The sequence below is a fragment of the Microvirga thermotolerans genome, from assembly GCF_009363855.1.
Classification (GTDB): domain Bacteria; phylum Pseudomonadota; class Alphaproteobacteria; order Rhizobiales; family Beijerinckiaceae; genus Microvirga; species Microvirga thermotolerans.
Genome location: NZ_CP045423.1, coordinates 1 through 20,721 on the forward strand (window position 1 = coordinate 1; position 20,721 = coordinate 20,721).

Consider the following 20,721-nt stretch of genomic DNA (forward strand, 5'->3'; position numbering starts at 1 on the left):
GTCTTGTAGAGACCTGGTGTAAGTCTGTCCCCGACGTTGGGGACAGGCCGTGGCGTAGGGGCTCTCCGCCGGAACGGAGAGAGCCTCTTGGAGGATATTGATGTATCGCAGCGAGGATCATCGCACCTTTGCCGCTCCGAGCGAGAGCGGCGTCGAGGCATCCGGCGAGCAGAACGCGGCCGAGACCTGGGCCCGGGTCAAGCGGCGGCTCCGGGCGGAACTGGGCGAGGACATCTTCGCCAGCTGGTTCGGCCGCCTCGAACTCGATGCGGTGATCGACGGCTGTGCCTACCTGACGGTCCCCACCCGGTTTCTGAAGAGCTGGATCGAGTCCCACTACACGGACCGGGTCCTCACCCTCTACCGGGCCGAGGCGAAGGACGTGGAGCGCGTGGTGATCGGCGTGCGCAGCACCGTCGGTCGCGACGCGGCCGCGATGCGCCGCCCCGTCGAGGCCGCGCGGCCGAGCGCCGCTCCGGGCGCGGCCGCGGCTCCGGCCGGCGCACCGGCGACCCACGAGCCCAAGCCGGCCCCCGCGGCCCACCAGGAGGACCGGAGCGACGCGGCCGATCTCGGCGGCGCCCCGCTCGATCCGCGCCTCACCTTCGACAGCTTCATCGTCGGCCGCTCCAACGCCCTCGCCCATGCGGCGGCCGACCGGGTCGCCCAGGCCCCGAACGGCCAGGCGATCTACAACCCACTCTATCTCCACGCCGGCGTCGGCCTCGGGAAGACCCACCTCCTCCACGCCATCGGACACGCGGTGCGGGCGCAGGGCCGCCGGGTGATCTACCTCACCGCCGACCGCTTCATGTACGGCTTCGTCGCCTCCCTGAAGGCGCAGACCTCCCTCGCCTTCAAGGAGCGCCTGCGCGGCATCGACCTGCTGATCCTCGACGACGTGCAGTTCATCCAGGGCAAGCAGATCCAGCAGGAGTTCGGCCACACCCTGAACGCCCTGATCGATTCAGGCCGCCAGATCGTGGTCGCCGCCGACCGCCCGCCGGCGGATCTCGAGAGCCTCGACGAGCGCGTGCGCTCGCGCCTCGCCGGAGGCCTGGTGGTCGAGGTGGGCGCCCTGGACGAGGCCCTGCGCGCCTCGATCCTCACCACCCGCATCGAGGCGCTGAAGGCGATCCACCCGACCTTCGAGGTGAGCCCGAACGTCATTTCCTACGTGGCCCGCGCCATCACCGCGAACGGCCGCGACCTGGAGGGCGCGGTGAACCGCCTCCTGGCCCACGCCACCCTCACCGGCTCGGCCATCACCCTGGAGACCGCCGAGGCGGCGATCCGCGACCTGGTGCGCAACCGGGAGCCGAAGCGGGTCAAGATCGAGGACATCCAGAAGCTGGTGGCCTCCCGCTACAACGTCTCCCGCTCCGACATCCTGTCCGAGCGCCGCACCGCCGCCGTGGTCAGGCCCCGGCAGATCGCCATGTACCTCTCGAAGGTGCTCACCCTGCGCTCCCTGCCGGAGATCGGTCGCCGGTTCGGCGGGCGCGACCACACCACCGTGCTCCACGCGGTGCGCAAGATCGAGAAGGCGCTCGGGGAGGACAACGCCCTGTCCGACGAGGTCGAGCTCCTTAAGCGCATGCTGCAGGAATAGGCGGCCCGCACCGCGGGCGGCCGCCGCGCCGCCCGGATCGGGCCTGGAGCGGGCCGAGCTGGGGAAAGCTGGGCCGGAGCTTGCTTTTGCCGCCGACCTTCGCCAATCTTGCCGGCCCTTAGGCTCCGTCCACCTGCCGGATGGCCGGCCAATAATTCCAACGAGAATGGGTGTTGGACCATGAGAGTTACCGTCGAGCGAGCCGCTCTCCTCAAGGCGCTCGGGCACGTTCACCGCGTCGTCGAGCGGCGCAACACCATCCCGATCCTGTCCAACGTCCTCCTGCGCGCCGAGGAAGGAACCCTCCGCCTCAAGGCGACGGACCTCGACATCGAGGTGACGGAGACGATTCCGGCCGACATCACCGACGCGGGCTCGACCACGGTCCCCGCCTACGTGATCTACGACATCGTCCGCAAGCTGCCCGAAGGCGCCCAGGTCTCCCTCGAAACGCCCGGGGACGCGGGCCAGATGCAGATCCGCTCCGGCCGCTCGCGCTTCATGCTGCAGGCGCTGCCCGAGAGCGACTTCCCCGACCTCGCCGCCGGCGAGCTGCCGCACCGCTTCACCCTGCCCGCCGCCGATCTCAAGCGCCTGATCGAGAAGACCCAGTTCGCCATCTCCACGGAGGAGACGCGCTACTATCTCAACGGCATTTTCCTCCACACCCTCGACGTGTCCGGCGCTCCCGTGCTGCGGGCGGTGGCGACGGACGGGCACCGCCTCGCCCGGGTCGAGATGCCGGCGCCGAAGGGGTCGGAGGGCATGCCCGGCGTCATCGTTCCGCGCAAGGCCGTGGCCGAGATCGTCAAGCTCGTGGAGGACGGCAGCGAGAACGTGACGGTGGAGCTCTCCTCCGCCAAGATCCGCCTCACCTTCGACGGCGTCGTGCTCACCTCCAAGCTGATCGACGGCACCTTCCCGGACTATCAGCGCGTCATCCCCTCCGCGAACGACAAGCTCCTCACGGTGGAGCGCGCCGATTTCGCGAAGGCGGTGGACCGCGTCTCGACCATTTCCTCCGAGCGCGGACGGGCGGTGAAGCTCGCCCTCAACGACGGCCGCCTGACCCTGTCCGTCAACAACCCGGATTCCGGCAGCGCGACGGAGGAGATCGAGGTCGATTACGATTCCGCTCCCATCGATATCGGCTTCAACGCCCGCTACCTTCTCGACATCACCGCGCAGCTCGACGGCGACACGGCCCTCTTCAAGCTGGCCGATCCCGGCTCGCCCACGGTGGTGCAGGACCGCGAGGGCGCGTCCGCCCTCTACGTGCTGATGCCGATGCGCGTCTGAGGCCGCCGGCCGGTCAGGACGGCGCGGCGGGCGCGTCCAGGAGGTCGGCAGGAGCCTGCTCCCTCTCCGTTAGGCCGTAATCGCGCAGGACCGCGGCGACGCGCAGGCGATAGCCGCGGAAGATCGCCCCGCGGCCGCGGGTCTGGGCGAGGCGGTGCTCGGCCTGGAGCCGCCATGCCTTCACCGCGTCCTCGTCGCGCCAGAACGACAGGGACAGGATCTTTCCCGGCTGTGTCAGGCTCTCGAACCGCTCGACGGAGATGAACCCGTCGATGCCGTCGAGGAGCGGCCGCAGGGAGGCGGCGAGCGCGAGATAGGCCTCCCTGCATCCCTCCCGCGGCTCCACTTCGAATATCACGGCGATCATTCAAACCCTCCTTCCGTCGCCCGAAAACGCGAACATCCCACGGGAGCGCGCCCCTGTCGCGCACGGACGCTCCGGCGGGCGCCGAAACGTGGCGGCGCCCGGGTTGTGCTTGATCTTTCGTAAGGACTCCCGGAAAAGGGGCGTCGGACCCGCCATGCCCCCCGCCTCTCCCGCCGCCTCCCTCATCACGCACCTGACGCTCCAGGATTTCCGCACCTATCCGCGCCTGGAGCTCGAGGTCTCGCGCCCCCTCGTGGCGCTGGTGGGCGAGAACGGCGCCGGAAAGACCAACGTGCTCGAGGCGATCTCCCTCTTCATGCCGGGGCGGGGCCTGCGCCGGGCGGAGCTGACCGACATGGCCCGCCAGGGCGGGCCGGGCTCGTTCGCCATCTCCGTCGCCCTGGAGACCCCTTACGGCGAGCACCGGCTCGGCACCGGGCTCGACCGGCCCGACGGGGAGACCCGCGCCTCGCGGATCTGCCGCATCGACGGACTACCCGCCGCCTCTCCCGCCGCCTTCGCGGAGCACCTGCGCCTCGTGTGGCTCACGCCCGACCTGGACGGCCTCTTCCGCGGGCCCCCGGGCGACAGGCGCCGCTTCCTGGACCGGCTGGTGCTCGCGGTCGACGCCGAGCACGGCGCCCGGGTCAACGCCCTGGAGCGCGCCCTGCGTTCGCGCAACAGGGTGCTGGAGGAGACGCCCGACGACCGCCTCTGGCTCGACGCCCTGGAGCGGGAGGCGGCGGAGCTCGCCATCGCCGTGGCCGCCGCCCGCCGGGAGACGGTGGAGCGGCTCGCGGCCCTCATCCTGGCGACGCGGGACGAAGCCTCGCCGTTCCCCTTCGCCACCCTGACCCTGGAGGGAGAGATCGACGCCCTGGTCGCCACCCTGCCCGCCGTCGACGCGGAGGACCGCTACCGGGCCCTCCTGCGCGAGTCCCGCCCCCGCGACCGGGCGGCCGGACGCACCCTGGTCGGCCCCCAGGCCACGGACCTCCTCGTGCGCCACGGCCCCAAGGACATCCCGGCCGCCATGGCCTCCACGGGCGAGCAGAAGGCGCTGCTCATCGGCCTCGTCCTCGCCCATGCGCGGCTCGTGGGCGGCATGAGCGGAATCGCGCCCTTCATCCTGCTGGACGAGGTCGCCGCCCATCTCGACCCGCGCCGCAGGGCCGGCCTGTTCGACACCCTGGAATCGCTCGGCGGCCAGGTCTGGATGACCGGGGCGGATCCGGGCCTTTTCGGCGAGCTCGAAGGGCGGGCGGACATCCTCCAGGTCTCTCCGGGGCGGATCGAGCCGCTCGCCGTCGCATGAGCGCGACCGACCGTTTCCTGAAGCCCTTTCTCGCCTTGAGCGGCCTGGGGCTCGCAGGCATCGCCTCCCTCGTGCCCGTGCTCGGGGAGAGCATCGCCCGGCTCCGCCGCATGCCCGATGCCCCGGACCTTCCGGATGCGGGCCTCGCTGCGCTCCTCCTCGTCCAGCCGACGGCGCTGCTCCTCGCGGCCGTCGCGCTCGGCGTCGCGCTTTCCGAGAAGGCCTGCCTGCACTCTCTCCTCCTGAGCCGTCTCCGCGGAGGGAGGGGCGGTCCGGCCGTGGGAGCCTGGGGCTCCACCCTTGTGCTGGCGGTCCTCCTCGCCTCCGCCGCGGCGGCGGCCGACCTCCTGTTCCGGAGCGCGTTTCCGCAGGCCTTCGCGGGCCTTCCCCGCTTGGACGAGGTCTCCCCCGGCGGCCGCGCCCTCGGCCTCCTCTACGGCGGGATCACGGAAGAGCTGATGATGCGGTTCGGGCTGATGAGCCTCCTGCTCTGGCTGGGCCTTCGCCTCACCGGGGGCCGCGGACGCATCGCCGTCACGGGGCTTGCCGTCGCGCTCGCGGCCCTCGCCTTCGCGGCGGGCCATCTCGGCGCGCTCGCGACGGCGGCAGACCCGGCGCGGGAGATCCTGACCGTCAGGACGCTCGTCCTCAACGGGGCCCTGGGCCTCCTCTTCGGCTGGCTCTATGCACGGCACAGCCTGGAACACGCCATGCTCGCCCATGCGGCGAGCCACGTGACGTTCTGGACCGCGACGCCCCTCCTCCTGCGCCTCGCGCCGGGCCTCGCGTCCTGACGGGCGCTTCGGCCGCGTCCGGCGCGATGGGGCCCATCACGATTCGTCGGTGGCGCCTTGTTGCGCACGGGCTATACTGCGCCGCAAAATCGTTTCCTCATCCGGTCGCACCGCCATGGACCTCGCAGGCCTGATCGTCTTCGCCACGGCCCTCTTCATCGCCGCCGCCTCGCCCGGCCCGGGCATCGCCGCCATCGTGGCCCGCGTCCTGGGGCGGGGGCCGCAGGGGGCGGTGGCGTTCAGCATCGGGGTGGCCCTCGGCGACGTGGTGTGGCTGACCTTCGCGGTCCTCGGCCTCGCCGCCCTCGCCCAGGCCTTCCACGGGGTGTTCCTGATCATCAAGTGGGCCGGCGCGGCCTATCTCCTCTACATGGCCTACAGGCTCTGGACGGCTCCGGCGGAGGCCCTCGACACGCGCGCCGACGTCGCCGCCGAGAGCCCGGTGAGGCTCCTGCTGGGCGGGCTCGCCCTCACCCTCGGCAATCCGAAGCCCATCGTGTTCTATCTCGCACTGCTCCCGACCATCCTGGACCTGACCCAGGTCACGATGCTCGGCTATGCGGAACTGGTGGCGGCCACCTTCGCGGTTCTGGGAGTGGTCTTCGCGATCTATATCGGCCTCGCGGCCCGCGCCCGGCGGCTCTTCACGAGCCCCAGGGCCCTGCGCGCCCTCAACCGCGGCACGGGGGCCGTCATGGCGGGCGCCGCGGCGGCCATCGCGGCGCGCTGAAGCATCGGGCGCGGATCCAGGTTCGCGTCCGGGGCTTCGCGTTTCGATTGCGGCATCTTTTCCGCAAGGCCCGGCGCAGTTCTTCGCGGCCGTCGGCTGCCCCCGCCGGCGAGGCCGTGGCGAGCCTGGCCGCGGCCTCGGCGCAGGGAAACGCCCTCGAGGCGCCGCGGGCCGGTGTTTTTCGTGGATTCCCGCCGCTTTTTCGCGCGCGCGTACGCGCGTGGGGGTGAAATTTCAAGCGGGAACGACTAAATAGTTGATCTAACGAATCAAACTCAAGGCGCGCTTTTCATCCCGATCATCCTGCGCGCCCGAAGGATCCTCAATGGCGGAACCCGCAATCAACGTGAATGCCGACGCCTACGGCGCGGAATCGATCAAGGTGCTGAAAGGCCTGGATGCGGTTCGCAAGCGGCCGGGCATGTATATCGGCGATACCGACGACGGCTCGGGCCTGCACCACATGGTCTACGAGGTGGTGGACAACGCCATCGACGAGGCGCTGGCCGGCCATGCCACCGAGGTGACGGTCACGCTCAACGCGGACGGGTCCGTGACCGTGACGGACAACGGGCGCGGCATTCCCACCGACATCCACCCGGGCGAGGGCGTCTCGGCGGCCGAGGTCATCATGACCCAGCTGCACGCGGGCGGGAAGTTCGACCAGAACTCCTACAAGGTCTCCGGCGGCCTGCACGGGGTCGGCGTGTCCGTGGTGAACGCTCTCTCGACCTGGCTGAAGCTGCGCATTTTCCGCAACGGCAAGGAACACTTCATGGAGTTCCGCAACGGCGATGCGGTGGCCCCGCTCGCCGTCGTGGGCGACGCGCCGGACAAGCGCGGCACGGAGGTGACCTTCCTGCCGAGCCCCGAGACCTTCAGCATGGTGGAGTTCGACTACGCCACCCTGGAGCACCGCCTGCGCGAGCTCGCCTTCCTGAATTCCGGCGTGCGCATCGTCCTGACCGACAACCGCCATGCGGAGCGCAAGCGCGAGGAGCTGATGTACGAGGGCGGCGTGGAGGCCTTCGTGCGCTATCTCGACCGCGCCAAGACCCCGCTGATCCAGAAGCCGATCGTCATCCGCTCCGAGAAGGACGGCATCGGGGTCGAGGTCGCCCTGTGGTGGAACGATTCCTACCACGAGAGCGTGCTCTGCTTCACGAACAACATTCCGCAGCGGGATGGCGGCACCCATCTCGCGGGCTTCCGCGCGGCCCTGACCCGGCAGGTCAACGGCTATGCGGAATCCTCGGGCCTGACGAAGAAGGAGAAGGTCTCCCTGACCGGCGACGACTGCCGCGAGGGCCTCACGGCCATCGTGTCCGTGAAGGTGCCCGATCCGAAGTTCTCGTCCCAGACGAAGGACAAGCTCGTCTCCTCCGAGGTGCGGCCCGCCGTGGAGAACGTGGTCAACGAGGCCCTCAACGCCTGGCTCGAGGAGCACCCGGCCGAGGCCAAGACCCTCGTGGGCAAGGTGGTGGAGGCGGCCGCCGCCCGCGAGGCCGCCCGCAAGGCGCGCGAGCTCACCCGCCGCAAGGGCGCGCTCGACATCGCCTCGCTGCCCGGAAAGCTCGCGGACTGCCAGGAGCGCGACCCCTCGAAATGCGAGCTGCTGCTCGTCGAGGGCGATTCCGCCGGCGGCTCCGCAAAGCAGGGCCGCGACCGCACGTTCCAGGCGGTCCTGCCCCTGCGCGGCAAGATTTTGAACGTGGAGCGGGCCCGTTTCGACAAGATGCTCTCGAGCCAGGAGATCGGCACCCTGATCACCGCGCTCGGCACCGGCATCGGGCGCGAGGAGTTCAACCCCGACAAGCTGCGCTACCACCGCATCATCATCATGACCGACGCGGACGTGGACGGCTCGCACATCCGCACCCTGCTGCTCACTTTCTTCTTCCGGCAGATGCCGGAGCTGATCGAGCGCGGGCACCTCTACATCGCCCAGCCGCCGCTCTACAAGGCGAGCCGCGGCAAGCAGGCGATCTACCTGAAGGACGAGCGGGCGCTCGAAGACTTCCTGATCGACGCGGGCACGGAGGGAGCGAGCCTTCGCCTCGAATCCGGGCTGACGTTCCAGGGCGACCAGCTGAAGGGCCTGATCGACGAAGCCCGCTTCGTGCGCCAAGTCCTCTCGAACCTCCACTCGCGCTACGACCGCAAGGTGGTGGAGCAGGCGGCGATCGCCGGAGCCCTGCGGCCCGACGTGGCGGAGGATCCCGAGCGCGGCTCCGCGGCTGCGGCCTACATCGCCCAGCGCCTCGATGCGATCTCAGAGGAGATCGAGCGCGGCTGGACGGGCGAGGTGCGGGAGGGCGGCTATGTCTTCGCGCGCACCGTGCGCGGCGTGCGGCAGGTCGTGACCCTGGACCAGGGGCTCATCGCCAGCCAGGAGGCCAAGCGGCTCGACGAGCGCGCGGCCTCCCTGCAGGACGTCTACGCGAAGCCCGCGACCCTGGTGCGCAAGGGCGAGGAGACGTCCATCGACGGCCCCCTGACCCTGTTCACCTCCGTGCTCGCCTCCGGCCGCAAGGGACTGCAGCTGCAGCGCTACAAGGGCCTCGGCGAGATGACGGCGCAGCAGCTCTGGGAGACGACCCTCGACCGCGACGTGCGCTCGCTGCTGCAGGTCAAGGTGAAGGACGTGACCGACGCGGACGACCTGTTCGTGAAGCTCATGGGCGACGTCGTGGAGCCGCGCCGCGAGTTCATCCAGGAGAACGCCCTCTCCGTGGCGAACCTCGACGTCTGACGGCCTGAATCGTGGACAGTCACGCAATAAATGAGAAATCGACCAGCAAATATTGCGAAACTTTCCACCAAACGAACTGCCCTCCTTTATTATTGTGGCACAAGGACTTAGATCCGCAAAGCCGCACAGGAGCCCAAGGTTAACGGCGTTGCCCGTGCGAATGGACAGCGCACGAGGGAAAAGCGGCTGGACCGGAATTGGAACTGCAACGGCGCGCCCTAAGGTGCGCCGTTCTCTTATCGGGGATCGTGACTGGCTTGTTGCGCCTCCTCCTCGTTTCCCCTCCAGGGACTGTGGCAAGTCTTCCCGGAAGTCGACCGGGTGAGCCCAAGATCCCATTGCCCGGCTTAGCGCGGAGCTGCTTTGCTCCCTTTCCGAGTGCTCCCGCTTCGGTTCTGCTTCGTTGTAGCCCCCTTCCCCGTCTTGAGCTTTTTCGCTTTCTCAGTCGCACCGCTTGGCGTGATCTTTCTTGCCGGGATTTTGACGACGAGCACCCCGCGGGTGGTGCCGTCATTGAGGAGGTTACCGACAATCGGTTTGTAGAGCTGCTTGAAGTGGTCTGGCTTGCCATCCCGGGTTGTCAGGTCGAGGACGAGCAGGATGCCGACCGGTATGTTGGTCGTTTGGTAAAGCGCGGTCTGGTCACCATAGGACCTCAGGAGATTGGGAAAGGAGGCATCCTCTAGCTCCCGCTTCACCTCTGTCACGAACCTAATCCCGTTCAGCTGGTGCACGACGTCGGCACGCCCGCCACCGATGCCACGCCATTCATCGACCGTGCCAAACTTCGCCGTCCGCATAAACCTCATGAAATCCGCTTGGAGCTCCTTCTCCAGCGGATCGGGTTGGTTGGGGAGAAGGAACAGATACTTCACGGTCGGGTCGACCCCGATGGTTGGATCAAGCCGCCCCTCCAGAAATAACAGGGTTTTCCAAACGACGGAGAGCACGAGGGCTCGCACCTCCGGGTTCGACCTGAACTCCGGAACTTCCTGGAAGGCTTGCTCAATCCGGTGGAGGGCCTCGGCCATTGGAGGCGATATTTGCCTCTGTTCCAGAGAGGCCGATGCGGCGACAACCTCTTGGACGATCCTCTGCTGGGCTTCATAGTCCAGATCGCCCGATCCCAGAATGGCGGCGACCGTGGGGCTCACAGTCGCCGCCATCTTAGGGTCCGGTGTGACGTCTCCGATCAACGCAGCCTCTGCCCTCTCCAACAGTCCGGCGGCCGCGGGACCAAGCTCGGTCATCCCTTTGGTCTTGAGCCATTCCCTGAGAACAAAGAGCTGGGACCGGTTCTTGGAGATTTCCTGCTCGATCCGTGGTCTGACGATGCGTTCAACCCCACCGTCGCTCCCTTTCCGAAAGATCGTCCTGCTTGCCGTGTACACGGTGAGCAACTCGCTTTCGATGACCTGCGCCGCGTCCAGCCACCCCGGTTGGGCGAGGCTTTCAACGACGGTGTGAAGGCGAAACGACAACGAAGCCCAGGCCGCCACTTGGGCTGCCTTCAGGCCCTGGAGAAAATCGGCCTGGTAGCCAGCATAGGCCGAATAGGCGAACGCCTCACGGCTGAGTTCGTCCAGACGCTCGGATGAGGCAACAGGGCGATCATCGTGAAAGTCGCTTAACACGCCAATGGCAAGCGACAGGACCTTTGCGTCGGAGCGGGACTCCCGCTTGGCGGATGAGATCTCAAACCACGACCGTGCCGCATCGAAGTGGCCGCGGATCTCGTCCGTGCCGCTGCCGTTGAACGCCGCGGCAATCTCATGCAATCCCAGTTCGAACGCGGCCTCGTCCGCCGCGCCATCGATGTCCCGGAGAGCCTCCAAGAATTCGACGATCCCGCCATTCGGGGCTTCAGAGTGGAGAAGTCCACCGATCCGGGCGGCATGGGCAAGGTAATGTGGATCATCGTCGAGATCGCTGGCCGCCACCCTGCCGGCGAGTTCAAGGGCACGCCGTTGGCTCCCCCTCTTCATGAGGAGCGCGCCCCGCAAGGCGGCTGTCCTGACACTTACCGCCGCCTCCCGTGAGGATGCCAACCTGAGCCAAGCCCTGAAGCAACGTTGTTCAAAGATGGGCGGCAAGGGCGGTCGGTCCGCCAGGATGTCAACGATGGAGCTGATGGCGAAATCATTTTGAAGCCGCTCGATAACTCCTGTGACAAACTCCGGCGCGGCGCCATCCACCGCATCCGCCTCGTCCATGACAAGCGTCACAAACTCGGCCGCGAACGGCGATTGGGCAACCACCTCAACCTCGGCCAGAAGGGCGGACAGGCCGCCGAAACCGGAGGATGACGGCGTTCGTCCTGCTTGCAGCGCGACCGTCATTGCCTGGTCAAGACGGCTCATCCGGCTACCAGAGGTATTCATCGCCCGCGGCGCTCCGGCGCCGTTCTGGTGGCACATGGTTTTGGATGGTTTCGCTGTTCACCGCGGCGACCAAGACTTGGAGGTGGGGAATCTCGCCGCTGAGTTCGGCCAAGCCTGAGATCAGGCGGTCGAAGTCCTGAGGCACCATCTCATTCGCTCCCGGGGAGTCGATCAGGAGGAGTCCTGGATGACGGCCCAGTCCCCGCGTCTGCGCCACTTTCATGATGGCAAGAGTCGCAGCAACCTTCAAACGGACCCTTTCCCCAGCCGTCTGCTTGCCGAAGTAGACGGGCGGCCCGCCCTTGTGCAACCTCAGGTTCGTGTTGCCGAGCAGCTTCACGCTTTCCAGGCTTTCGACCCCGAAGCGCACCGCGTAATCCTGGATCAACCCGGAAACCTCCGAAAGGAGATCGTCCTGCAAAGGCCGGTATGCTTCTTTGGTCACTTCCTCGGCGGCCTTAAGCACGCCCAGGTCACCATTCGGCGATGGCGCTGCGGCGTCCTCCTTGGCCAGTTCTTCCCGCTGCGCTTGCTTTCGGAGGATGTCGATCTCGACGTCCCGGCGCCCGGATGGGGCGGCGAGGCGAGCTTGAATGACGCGACAGGCTGCTTCGGCGTCGTCCATCGCGTCGCCGGCGTCCGCAATGGTTTTCGTCAGCGCCTCATGCCGTTGGCGTTGCCGAGCGAGTTCAAGCTCGGCATCCGCTACCGCCTCCTTGAGGCTCTCCTCAAGGGTCCCCGGATCCGCTTCCGGCTCCTCGGGCGTGCCGCAAACCAAACAGATATGGTCGTTGCGGGTTTCCGCCCGCCGGACCTCGTCGAAAACTTCGTCACACCGTGGGCAGCAAACCGGCTCCAGCGAGCGAAACACGTAATTTGCAGCCCGGCTGTCCTTGAAATCCTGCAGGTCCCGCCGAGCCCGTGCATGAGCATCCTTGGCGCTTTCAAGATCGGCCTCAATGCTGGCCAGGAGCATGAGCGCGGATCGGCGGCGCTTCTCAGCTTCCGCGAACTTGGCGCTTTCCCGACGCAATTCGGCTCGCTGATCGTCCTCCAACGGCAGGGCCTTGAGCCTGCTTTGAAGATCCGTAATCTCCGCGTCCAGTTCCTTGATCCTCGCCTGCCGGCGCTCGCGCGTCCGATCAAACGCGGCTGTTGTCTGCCGTGCCTCGTTTTGCAACCGACCCTGTGCGGCGACGATATCGTTGTTTGCGCTCGTCCAGGGCACGCCGAGATACATCTGCATCATCCGGGTCGCCAACCCGCCGGTCGCGACCGCGCCGAACAGAACCGTCGGGTTTGGCTCGATCACGAGGGCTCCGGACAACCATACCCAATCATGGGGCTGATCGATGCTGCGATCCCCTTGCACGGCGTGAGAGACAATAAGCTGGAGCCCAAGCTGTCCCATGAAGAAGTCCGACATCGTGCTCTCGAACTCGTCCTCGGACGCAAACGAGGCCAAGCTCCGCTTCGTGCTTCCATCAACCCGCCATAGGGTGCCCGTCCCGGCGATGGCATCGGCGATCTCGACTTCATATCCTTGATCGTCGAGCGTGAAGCCCAACTCGACAGTATGGAACCATTCCTTCATCTCGCCCGGCACGGCGTCGCCCCGCCGGCCATTGAGGCACCAGCGAATGATGCCCAGCACGGTCGATTTGCCCCGCAGGTTCCGCCCGCTCGTGATGGCCCAAAGGCCCGGACCGAGGTCATTCCAGGTAAAATCGATGGGCCCGGCCGCCTTCTCGCCCTGCTTGATCCCGGTGAACCGGAGCGAACGGATGCAGAGGCGTTTCGGAACGGCAAGGGACGGCCGGAAGAACACACCATGCCGGGTCAGGGCCGCCCGGACGTCCTCGGCCGGGCGTCCAGATTTCGTTGCGATCTCCGCCAGCAGCGTTCCGGCGTCGATCCGGCGTGCTTCGTCTGCCATTAACCACCTCTCCCGAGCAGGTCGGCGAGACGCCGCCTGACGCGCTCGGCCGTTGTTGGGATGAGATCCCCATGCGCCGCGTCGTGATATTCTTTTTGTTCGTGCTGCCGCTTCTTGAGGGCGTAGCCGCCCCGGCCGTCGGCGACTTTAAGGACAAGGTCAACCCGCTGATCGTACCAGGCAAGCTCCTGCACCTTGGACACCATTTGCCGGATAAGCTCGCGAGCTTTCTCACTCACCAGAAAGTCATGCTCGTCCTTGCCTGTTTCCATGGGGCGCGATCTGGGGAGGATCAGACCCCTGCTTTTCAGATAACCGAGCACGGTGTCGAGCGGCTCATAGGCGCCGAAGTACAGACGCAACATGGGCACCCGACGCAGATCGGGCTCCTCATTGGCAAAGATTTGCTCCGCGGCCGTGAGATGCTCGACGAGGCCTGTCCGCTCATAGAGGGAGATCAGTTCGTCGGCCAAGTAGTCGGGATAGCGTACCCAAAAATCGAGCGCCTGGACCTTGGTCTCGCCGCGAAACACATAATCGAAGCCATCAACCGCCTCACCAGGGGCTGGTCGGCTACCCTTCACCAGGATGAACAGGATGCGGAGAGCATTTCGGCGGTAGTCGATCTGTGACATCAGGACAGGAGATGGAGAGCGCAGCAGTCGATGTGATTGTCTTTCAGGTGACCATCGGCTCAGCGAGCCTTGGCCAACATGACGTGAAGGAAACGCACACTTTGGCGAGGTCCATGATCCAGCATCGAACCGAACCCAGGAACCTCGTCAGCAATCCTGTTGCCAGTACCACTTCACATAACATAATGTCCATGACGGCCTTTCCCCGAGGAATACTTTCTTCATAGATGCTTGGCTTGGGGCATGCGACCACGGTGAACCCAGGACCTATCCACATCCCCAGAGGCAACTGGATTGTTGGACATCTGGCATGGTTGTCACGGAGTGGTTCCAAGCAGTTTCGTCGCGGAAATCATCGTAAAGCGGACAAGCGGTCCTTGGGCCGCCGAAACCTCGACCAGGAGAGGACCGCTCCGCTCGACCATGAACGATGCGCGCATGGTGAAGGCCTCCTTGGACGGCCGGATTGGACGGACCGGAACTGATCGGGTGATGGTGTCGACGGAGATATCAAACACGTCCGTGTTCTCCCGCCTTGCAAAGCACAGGGCGAACCGACGGCCATCCCGGGTCCCTCGCTTGAGATGGACGATGGTCGGAAGCCCGCCGGTGCCCAGGACCCAGGTTTCAACCTCGGCCGGCCCTTGCTTGCTGTCTGCGCTCTCGGCAGGACTCTCGACGCGCCTTCCACCCTCGGATGCTAGGAGAGATGGCAGTTGTGATACGTCATCGATGTGCCGCAGGCATGTTCGAAGGAATAGACTGGCGAGGGCTTCTTCCTCAACCTTCGATGCCGCGCCGCCAGGGCTGGCGGCGAGGGAGAAGACGCAGACGATGCTGACGACCAAACCCCTGTGAAGCAGTCTCTGCGGCGTCGAGGCTCCCCAGCGATCAACAGCAGCCAAGATGGTGTCGGAGCATGACATTGGCGGTCCTTCAGATCGCCTGCGGCAGGCTGCCTTAGACGGTTGTGATAACGTAGGCCCGGACGGCACCCGGGCGTTCCTGGCCGAAAGCGCAACCCGCGATCAGCGCCCGACCCAAGGACTTCACCATCCATTGATGGCGAGCTCCGCCAGCCATCTTCTCTCCGCTCCACGCAGGGATCAACGAAAGATCAGTGCTTGGCGTGCTCGCACTGACCATGATCGGCCAGGACCTCGATGATCCGGCACTCGGACACCAGCCGATTGTCACAGGCGACCATGGTCTCAAGCTCGTCTCGCAGGGCGGTCAGGCGGGCAATCTTGTCGTTCACCTCATCGAGATGGGCCCTGGTGATCTCATGGGCCTCGCCGCAGCACCGGGTGGGATCATCCGCGAGGCCCAGGAGTTGCCGGATGGCATCAACCTCGAACCCGAGTTCGCGTGCGTGGCGGATGAAGTTGAGGCGGCGCACCTCGGCCGGACCATAGCGCCGTTGCTGGCCCTCCGTTCGTACCGGGGACGGCAGGAGGCCGATCTGCTCGTAGTACCGGATCGTCGGGATCTTGACCCCGGTGAGCCGCGAAAGGTCGCCAATTGCGAAATTCATGCAAAAAACCTCTTGAACCTCTAACCGCTAGAGGTTGTAGCCTGCCCGGCAAATAGGATCGAATCGGATTTTTGGCAATGAGTGATCGTCTGCGTTACCGCGTCGAAGGCATGGACTGCGGCAGCTGCGCCCGCAAGATCGAGACCGCGCTCACCCGCGTGCCCGGCGTCTCCGACATCAGCATCACCACCACGACCGAGACCCTGCGCCTGCGGGTGGCGGAAGCCAGCACGGGCGAGCAGGTCGAGAAGGTGGTCCGCGATCTCGGCTATGGCATCTCGCCCATCAGCGAGGAGGCTCGGCCCCCTCATGCGAATGAGGTTGATGATGGCCCCTGGTGGCGGTCCCCCAAGGGGCGGCTGACGCTCTTCTGCGGGTTGGCCCTCGCAGCCGCTTGGGGCTTGGCCGCGCTCCTGCCGGGCTACGAGGCCTGGCTCTACACCGCCGCCATGGCCATCGGCCTGGTGCCGATTGCCCGCCGGGCTGCCTCCGCCGCGCTGGCCGGCGCTCCCTTCACCATCGAGGCCCTGATGACGATTGCCGCCGTCGGCGCGGTCATCATCGGCGAGACCGAGGAGGCCGCCATTGTGGTGCTCCTGTTCCTCGTTGGCGAGCTCCTGGAGGGCGTGGCTGCCGGTCGGGCCCGGGCCAGCATCCGCTCCCTGACCAGCCTGGTGCCGAAGACGGCCTTCATCGAGCGCAACGGCACTCTGGAGGAGGTCGCGGCCGAGAGCCTCGCGGTGGGCGACGTGATCGCCGTCCGGCCCGGCGACCGGGTCCCGGCCGACGGTGTCATCGTCTCGGGCGAAAGCGCCATCGACGAGGCTCCGGTTACGGGCGAGAGCACGCCCAAGCGCAAGGGCGAGGGCGAAACAGTCTTCGCCGGCACGATCAACACCGACGGAACCCTGCGGGTGCGGGTCACCGCGGAGGCACAGGACAACACCATCGCCCGGGTGGTGCGCCTGGTCGAGGAGGCGCAGGAGGCCAAGGCCCCGACCGAGCGCTTCATCGACCGCTTCTCGCGCTACTACACCCCCGCCGTGCTTGTCGTCGGCGCCCTTGTGGCCATCCTGCCGCCGCTGCTGGCCGGGGAGCCCTGGGGCGAGTGGGTCTACAAGGGACTGGCCGTGCTCCTGATCGGCTGCCCCTGTGCCCTCGTCATCTCCACCCCGGCAGCCATTGCCGCGGGTCTGGCGGCGGGCGCCCGGCGCGGGCTGCTGATCAAGGGCGGAGCAGTCCTGGAGATCCTCGGCAAGGTGACCGCAGTCGCCCTCGACAAGACCGGCACCCTCACTGAAGGAAAGCCCAAGGTCACCGACGTCGTTGCCTTGCAGGGCACGGAGCGGGAGGTCCTGGAGGATGCGGCGGCCCTCGACGCGACTTCCTCCCATCCCATCGCCAAGGCCATCGTGGCGCGGGCGCAGGCCGAGGGCATCGAGGTCGCTCCCGCCGTTGGCGTCATGGCGCTCGGCGGCAAGGGGGTGAAAGGCCGGTTCCGCCGGCGCGGCCTCTATCTGGGTTCGCCCAAGGCGGCGGCCGACATCGCACCTCTCCCGGCCGAGGCCGCTGCCCGCATCAGCGCCTTGCAGGAGGAGGGCAAGACCGTGTCCGTTCTCCTCGTGAACGACGCGCCGGTCGGGCTGATCGCGGTGCGGGACGAGCCCCGCGAGGACGCGATGGAGGGCCTGAAGGCGCTCAAGGCCCGCGGGATCATGCCGATCATGCTCACCGGCGACAACGCCAGGACGGCGGCGGCCATCGCCCGCAGCCTGGGTGTCGAGCCCCGGGCCGATCTGCTGCCGCAGGACAAGCTGCGGATCGTGAACGAGCTCAAGGCGCAGGGCCAGGTGGTCGCCAAGGTCGGCGACGGCATCAACGACGCCCCGGCGCTGGCGGCGGCCGATGTCGGCATCGCCATGGGCGGCGGCACCGACGTGGCCCTGGAGACGGCGGACGGCGCCGTGCTGCATGGACGCGTGCTCGACATCGGCCGCATGATCGCGCTCTCCAAGGCCACGATGGGCAACATCCGCCAGAACATCGTCGTGGCGCTCGGGCTCAAGGCGGTGTTCCTGGTGACCACCATCCTCGGGATCACGGGCCTGTGGCCGGCCATCCTCGCCGACACGGGCGCGACCGTCCTCGTGACTGCGAATGCCATGCGGCTGCTCCGCTTCCGCGGCAATGCGTGAGGATGGGATGACGTCCAACCCGCGCCCGTTCGTCCCTGCGCTCGGGCTCCATAGCCTAACGGGCTTCTACGACGGCCTGATCGCCCGCTTCCTGGCCGAGGACGCCTGGAAGGCCCGGCTCGTCGCCACCATCGCGCCGAAGCCCGGCGATGTCATCGCCGACCTTGGATGCGGCACCGGGACGCTCGCGTCGATGCTGAAGGCTGCCTGTCCCGAAGCCTCCGTCATCGGGATCGACCCCGACCCGGTGATGCTGGGCCGTGCCAGGGCCAAGGCCGCCGAAACAAACCTCGACATCCGGTTTGAGCAGGCGTTTGCGGATGCCCTGCCGCTGGCCGGCGGTTCCGCGACGGCGGTGGTGTCGAGCCTCGTGTTCCACCACCTGGAGCAGCCCACCAAGCGGGCTGCGTTCGCGGAGGCTTTCAGGGTCCTCCGCCCGGGAGGCCGCATTGTGATCGCGGACTGGGCCGAACCGGACAACCTCCTGATGCGGCTGGCCTACGTCCCGGTGCAGGTCTTCGACGGCTTCCCGAACACGCGCGACAACCTCCGGGGGCTCCTGCCCGTGCTGGTGCGGCAGGCGGGGTTCGCAGATGTCCGGGAGGTCTACCGTCGCAGGACCATCTTCGGGAACCTGGCCTTCCTGCACGGGATGAAGCCCGTCGGGAGAAATTCGCCATGAGGGCCCGACCGGCTGTCTTTGTTCTCGGCCTGATCGCGCTCACGGCTGCTGTCGACCTTGGGACCAAGCTCCTTGCCTCCGTGCATCTGGCCGACGCGGTAGAGCCCCTTGTCCCTTTCCTGAGCCTCGCGCTGGCGTTCAACCGCGGTGTCAGCTTCAGCATGTTCTCGGCGGGCACGGAGGCAGCGGTTACGACCCTGCTGATCGTGCAGGCGCTGGCGACCGCCTTCGTGACCTGGTTCGCGCTGCGGGCTCCGGATCTGGGCGAGCGCACCGGGTATGGCTTGATCGCCGGAGGCGCGCTGGGGAACCTGATCGACCGGGCGGCGGATGGAGCCGTGACCGACTTCCTCGACCTCCACCCGATGGCCTGGCGGCTGTTCACGTTCAACGTCGCCGACATCTTCATCTCCGCAGGCGTCGTTCTGCTCGTGATCGACGCCCTCCTGAAGTCCCGCGGACCGGCGGCCCGTCCCGAAACGGCCGTGCACGAAAGGCGCCCCGGATGAGTGACGACGATGACGACGACAAGATCCAGGATTACTCCCACGTCACCCCGGCCTACCGGCGGGCCCTGTGGACCGTCGTGGTGCTCAACGTCGGCTATGGGCTGGCCGAGATCGTGGCCGGGTTCGTTTCCGGGTCGCAGGCCCTGAAGGCGGACGCCCTCGACTTCCTGGGTGACGGCACCATCACGCTGCTCGGCCTACTCGCCATCGGGTGGAGCCTGGTCTGGCGGGCGCGATCCGCGCTCCTGCAGGGCATCTTCCTCGGCCTCCTCGGCCTCGGCATCCTGGTCACGTCCGCGTACCGGGTGTTCGTGCTCCACCAGCCCGAGGCCGAGATCATGGGTTTGTTCGGCGTCATTGCGCTGGTTGTCAACGTCGTGTCGGCGTGGGTTCTGCTGCCGCACCGGACCGGGGACGCGAATGTCCGGGCCGTGTGGCTGTTCAGCCGGAACGATGCCATCGGCAACGTGGCGGTGATCATCGCCGCCGGCCTCGTCGCCTGGACCGCGACGCCATGGCCCGACCTCGTTGTTGCCGTCGTGATCGCGGGACTGTTCCTCCAATCGTCGTGGGCCATCATCAAGGATGCCCGCCGCGACCTCAAGGTCGCCCAATCACCAGCCTGAGCACGGGAAGGACTGACGTGGCGATGCCATCTACCTCCGATGGGCCTTGTTTACGATAAGACAGCTTTCTTGCAGTAAGACAGAGTTAAAGCTAACCATTTAGACAAATTGGGGAACTGTCCGGCAGCAACGTCCGGGCAGGTCGTTAAGGAATGCGGGGTCCCCCATGATGAAGCGTATCGCAATGGCCGCGAGCCTGGTTCTCGCGCTCGCCGCCTGCCAGAGTGAGGGCGTCTCCACAAGCTCGACGAAGCACCTCGCGCCGATCCCATCGGCCACCATGGCGCTGATGGCCAGCAAGGGGATGTCGCAGAACGACCCGATCCTGATGCGGGCCTACAAGAAGGAATCCGAGATCGAGGTTTGGAAGCGCGGCCGCGACGGCAAGTACGCGCTGCTCAAGACCTACCCGATGTGCCGCTGGTCGGGCCAGCTCGGGCCGAAGATCCGCGAGGGCGACCGCCAGGCGCCGGAAGGCTTCTACACGGTTACCCCGGCCGCCATGAACCCGAACTCGCAGCTCTACCTGTCGTTCAATCTCGGCTACCCGAACGCGTACGACCGCGCCCATGGCCGCACGGGGGCGCACCTGATGGTGCACGGCTCGTGCTCGTCGATGGGCTGCTTCGCGATGACGGACGAGGCCATCTCCGAGGTCTACGCCCTGGCGCGTGAGTCCTTCGCCAGTGGCCAGCGCGGCTTCCAGTTCCAGTCCTATCCGTTCCGGATGACGGCCGAGAACCTGGCCAAGCACCGCTACGACCCCAACATCGCGTTCTGGAAGAACCTCAAGGAAGGCTCGGACTACTTCGAGGTCGCCAAGGAGGAGCCGCAGGTGTCCGTGGCCAACCGGCAGTACGCATTCGGGGGCAGCGCCTCCATGATGGCGGCGGTCGCGCAGAAGCGCCAGAGGGACGAGCAGGAGGTCGCCGAACTGGTGGCCAAGGGCGTGCAGCCGATCAGGCTGGTCTACGACGATGGCGGGCAGCACCAGACCTTCCGGCAGGCGCTGGCCGGTGACACCTCGGCAGACGGTGGCTCGCTTGCCGTCGACGTAAGCGCCCGGAACCGCCTTGGCGACGTCAGCCGGCCGGAGGCCTTGGCCGCGGGGCCGCGGGAAATCGTCCTCGCCGCCAATGGCAAGCCGAAGCAGGAACCCTCGTCGGCGCTGGCGTATGCCTCGCAGAAATCGGCTGTGGGGCAGACCCGCGCCAGCGGATCGGTCCGGCAGGCTGCATCGACACCGACCCCTGCTGCCGCGGCAGCGCCTGAGCCGGCGGCCCAAGCCGCAGGTGGCGAGGAGCGCTCCGTCCTGAAACGGATGCTTGCGTTCATTGGCGGGTAGACGAGCGTT

17 protein-coding genes are annotated in these 20,721 nt (G+C 66.9%); 11 read left to right on the forward strand and 6 right to left on the reverse strand.

Annotated features, from left to right (window positions below):
- Positions 1-100: 100 nt before the first annotated feature.
- Together dnaA and dnaN are read left to right on the forward strand one after the other, a co-directional pair.
- Complete coding sequence (dnaA, locus tag GDR74_RS00005; RefSeq protein ID WP_152584370.1) at positions 101-1,612, forward strand: chromosomal replication initiator protein DnaA; 1,512 nt, start codon at positions 101-103, stop codon at positions 1,610-1,612.
- A gap of 180 nt (positions 1,613-1,792) precedes the next feature.
- Positions 1,793-2,911 (forward strand): DNA polymerase III subunit beta, encoded by a 1,119-nt coding sequence (gene dnaN, locus GDR74_RS00010; protein ID WP_152584371.1) that lies wholly within the window; start codon positions 1,793-1,795, stop codon positions 2,909-2,911.
- A 13-nt stretch (positions 2,912-2,924) separates the two neighbouring features.
- On the opposite strand, the gene GDR74_RS00015 is transcribed toward dnaN, so the two are convergent.
- Positions 2,925-3,278: an antibiotic biosynthesis monooxygenase family protein gene (locus GDR74_RS00015; protein WP_152584372.1), complete on the reverse strand. Its 354-nt coding sequence runs from the start codon at positions 3,276-3,278 to the stop codon at positions 2,925-2,927.
- A 154-nt stretch (positions 3,279-3,432) separates the two neighbouring features.
- Between GDR74_RS00015 and recF the strand changes: the two genes are divergently transcribed.
- From recF to gyrB, 4 genes are all read left to right on the forward strand, one after another.
- Complete coding sequence (recF, locus tag GDR74_RS00020; protein ID WP_152584373.1) at positions 3,433-4,593, forward strand: DNA replication/repair protein RecF; 1,161 nt, start codon at positions 3,433-3,435, stop codon at positions 4,591-4,593.
- Complete coding sequence (locus GDR74_RS00025) at positions 4,590-5,387, forward strand: CPBP family glutamic-type intramembrane protease (protein ID WP_152584374.1); 798 nt, start codon at positions 4,590-4,592, stop codon at positions 5,385-5,387. The genes recF and GDR74_RS00025 overlap by 4 nt, the downstream gene beginning before the upstream one ends.
- A 115-nt stretch (positions 5,388-5,502) precedes the next feature.
- Positions 5,503-6,117 carry a LysE family translocator gene (locus GDR74_RS00030; protein WP_152584375.1) on the forward strand — a complete coding sequence of 205 codons (615 nt, stop codon included), beginning with the start codon at positions 5,503-5,505 and terminating at the stop codon, positions 6,115-6,117.
- 325 nt (positions 6,118-6,442) lie between these two features.
- Positions 6,443-8,869: a DNA topoisomerase (ATP-hydrolyzing) subunit B gene (gene gyrB / locus GDR74_RS00035; RefSeq protein ID WP_152584376.1), complete on the forward strand. Its 2,427-nt coding sequence runs from the start codon at positions 6,443-6,445 to the stop codon at positions 8,867-8,869.
- 347 nt (positions 8,870-9,216) lie between these two features.
- On the opposite strand, the gene GDR74_RS00040 is transcribed toward gyrB, so the two are convergent.
- The 5 genes from GDR74_RS00040 to GDR74_RS00060 all read right to left on the reverse strand — a co-directional run bounded on the left by GDR74_RS00040 (position 9,217) and on the right by GDR74_RS00060 (position 15,355).
- Positions 9,217-11,229 carry a hypothetical protein gene (locus GDR74_RS00040; RefSeq protein WP_152584377.1) on the reverse strand — a complete coding sequence of 671 codons (2,013 nt, stop codon included), beginning with the start codon at positions 11,227-11,229 and terminating at the stop codon, positions 9,217-9,219.
- Between the two features lie 4 nt (positions 11,230-11,233).
- Positions 11,234-13,186: an ATP-binding protein gene (locus tag GDR74_RS00045; RefSeq protein ID WP_152584378.1), complete on the reverse strand. Its 1,953-nt coding sequence runs from the start codon at positions 13,184-13,186 to the stop codon at positions 11,234-11,236.
- The gene (locus tag GDR74_RS00050; RefSeq protein WP_152584379.1) at positions 13,186-13,821 is read right to left on the reverse strand and encodes a hypothetical protein; all 636 of its coding nucleotides are present in this window, start codon (positions 13,819-13,821) and stop codon (positions 13,186-13,188) included. The genes GDR74_RS00045 and GDR74_RS00050 overlap by 1 nt, the downstream gene beginning before the upstream one ends.
- A 317-nt stretch (positions 13,822-14,138) precedes the next feature.
- Positions 14,139-14,747 (reverse strand): hypothetical protein, encoded by a 609-nt coding sequence (locus GDR74_RS00055; protein WP_152584380.1) that lies wholly within the window; start codon positions 14,745-14,747, stop codon positions 14,139-14,141.
- A gap of 191 nt (positions 14,748-14,938) precedes the next feature.
- Positions 14,939-15,355, reverse strand: a complete 417-nt coding sequence (locus tag GDR74_RS00060) for a MerR family transcriptional regulator (protein WP_152584381.1) — start codon at positions 15,353-15,355, stop codon at positions 14,939-14,941.
- A 77-nt stretch (positions 15,356-15,432) separates the two neighbouring features.
- On the opposite strand from GDR74_RS00060, the gene GDR74_RS00065 reads away from it, so the two are divergent.
- From GDR74_RS00065 to GDR74_RS00085, 5 genes are all read left to right on the forward strand, one after another.
- A complete protein-coding gene (locus GDR74_RS00065; RefSeq protein WP_152584382.1) occupies positions 15,433-17,550 on the forward strand; it encodes a heavy metal translocating P-type ATPase in 2,118 nt (705 codons plus the stop codon).
- Between the two features lie 7 nt (positions 17,551-17,557).
- On the forward strand, positions 17,558-18,232 hold the full coding sequence (locus tag GDR74_RS00070; RefSeq protein WP_194164578.1) for a class I SAM-dependent methyltransferase: 675 nt from the start codon (positions 17,558-17,560) through the stop codon (positions 18,230-18,232).
- On the forward strand, positions 18,229-18,741 hold the full coding sequence (gene lspA / locus GDR74_RS00075; RefSeq protein ID WP_152584384.1) for a signal peptidase II: 513 nt from the start codon (positions 18,229-18,231) through the stop codon (positions 18,739-18,741). Before GDR74_RS00070 ends, lspA begins: the two co-directional genes overlap by 4 nt.
- A complete protein-coding gene (locus GDR74_RS00080) occupies positions 18,738-19,367 on the forward strand; it encodes a cation diffusion facilitator family transporter (RefSeq protein WP_152584385.1) in 630 nt (209 codons plus the stop codon). Before lspA ends, GDR74_RS00080 begins: the two co-directional genes overlap by 4 nt.
- A 166-nt stretch (positions 19,368-19,533) precedes the next feature.
- Complete coding sequence (locus GDR74_RS00085; RefSeq protein ID WP_246179798.1) at positions 19,534-20,712, forward strand: L,D-transpeptidase family protein; 1,179 nt, start codon at positions 19,534-19,536, stop codon at positions 20,710-20,712.
- Positions 20,713-20,721 lie beyond the last annotated feature (9 nt).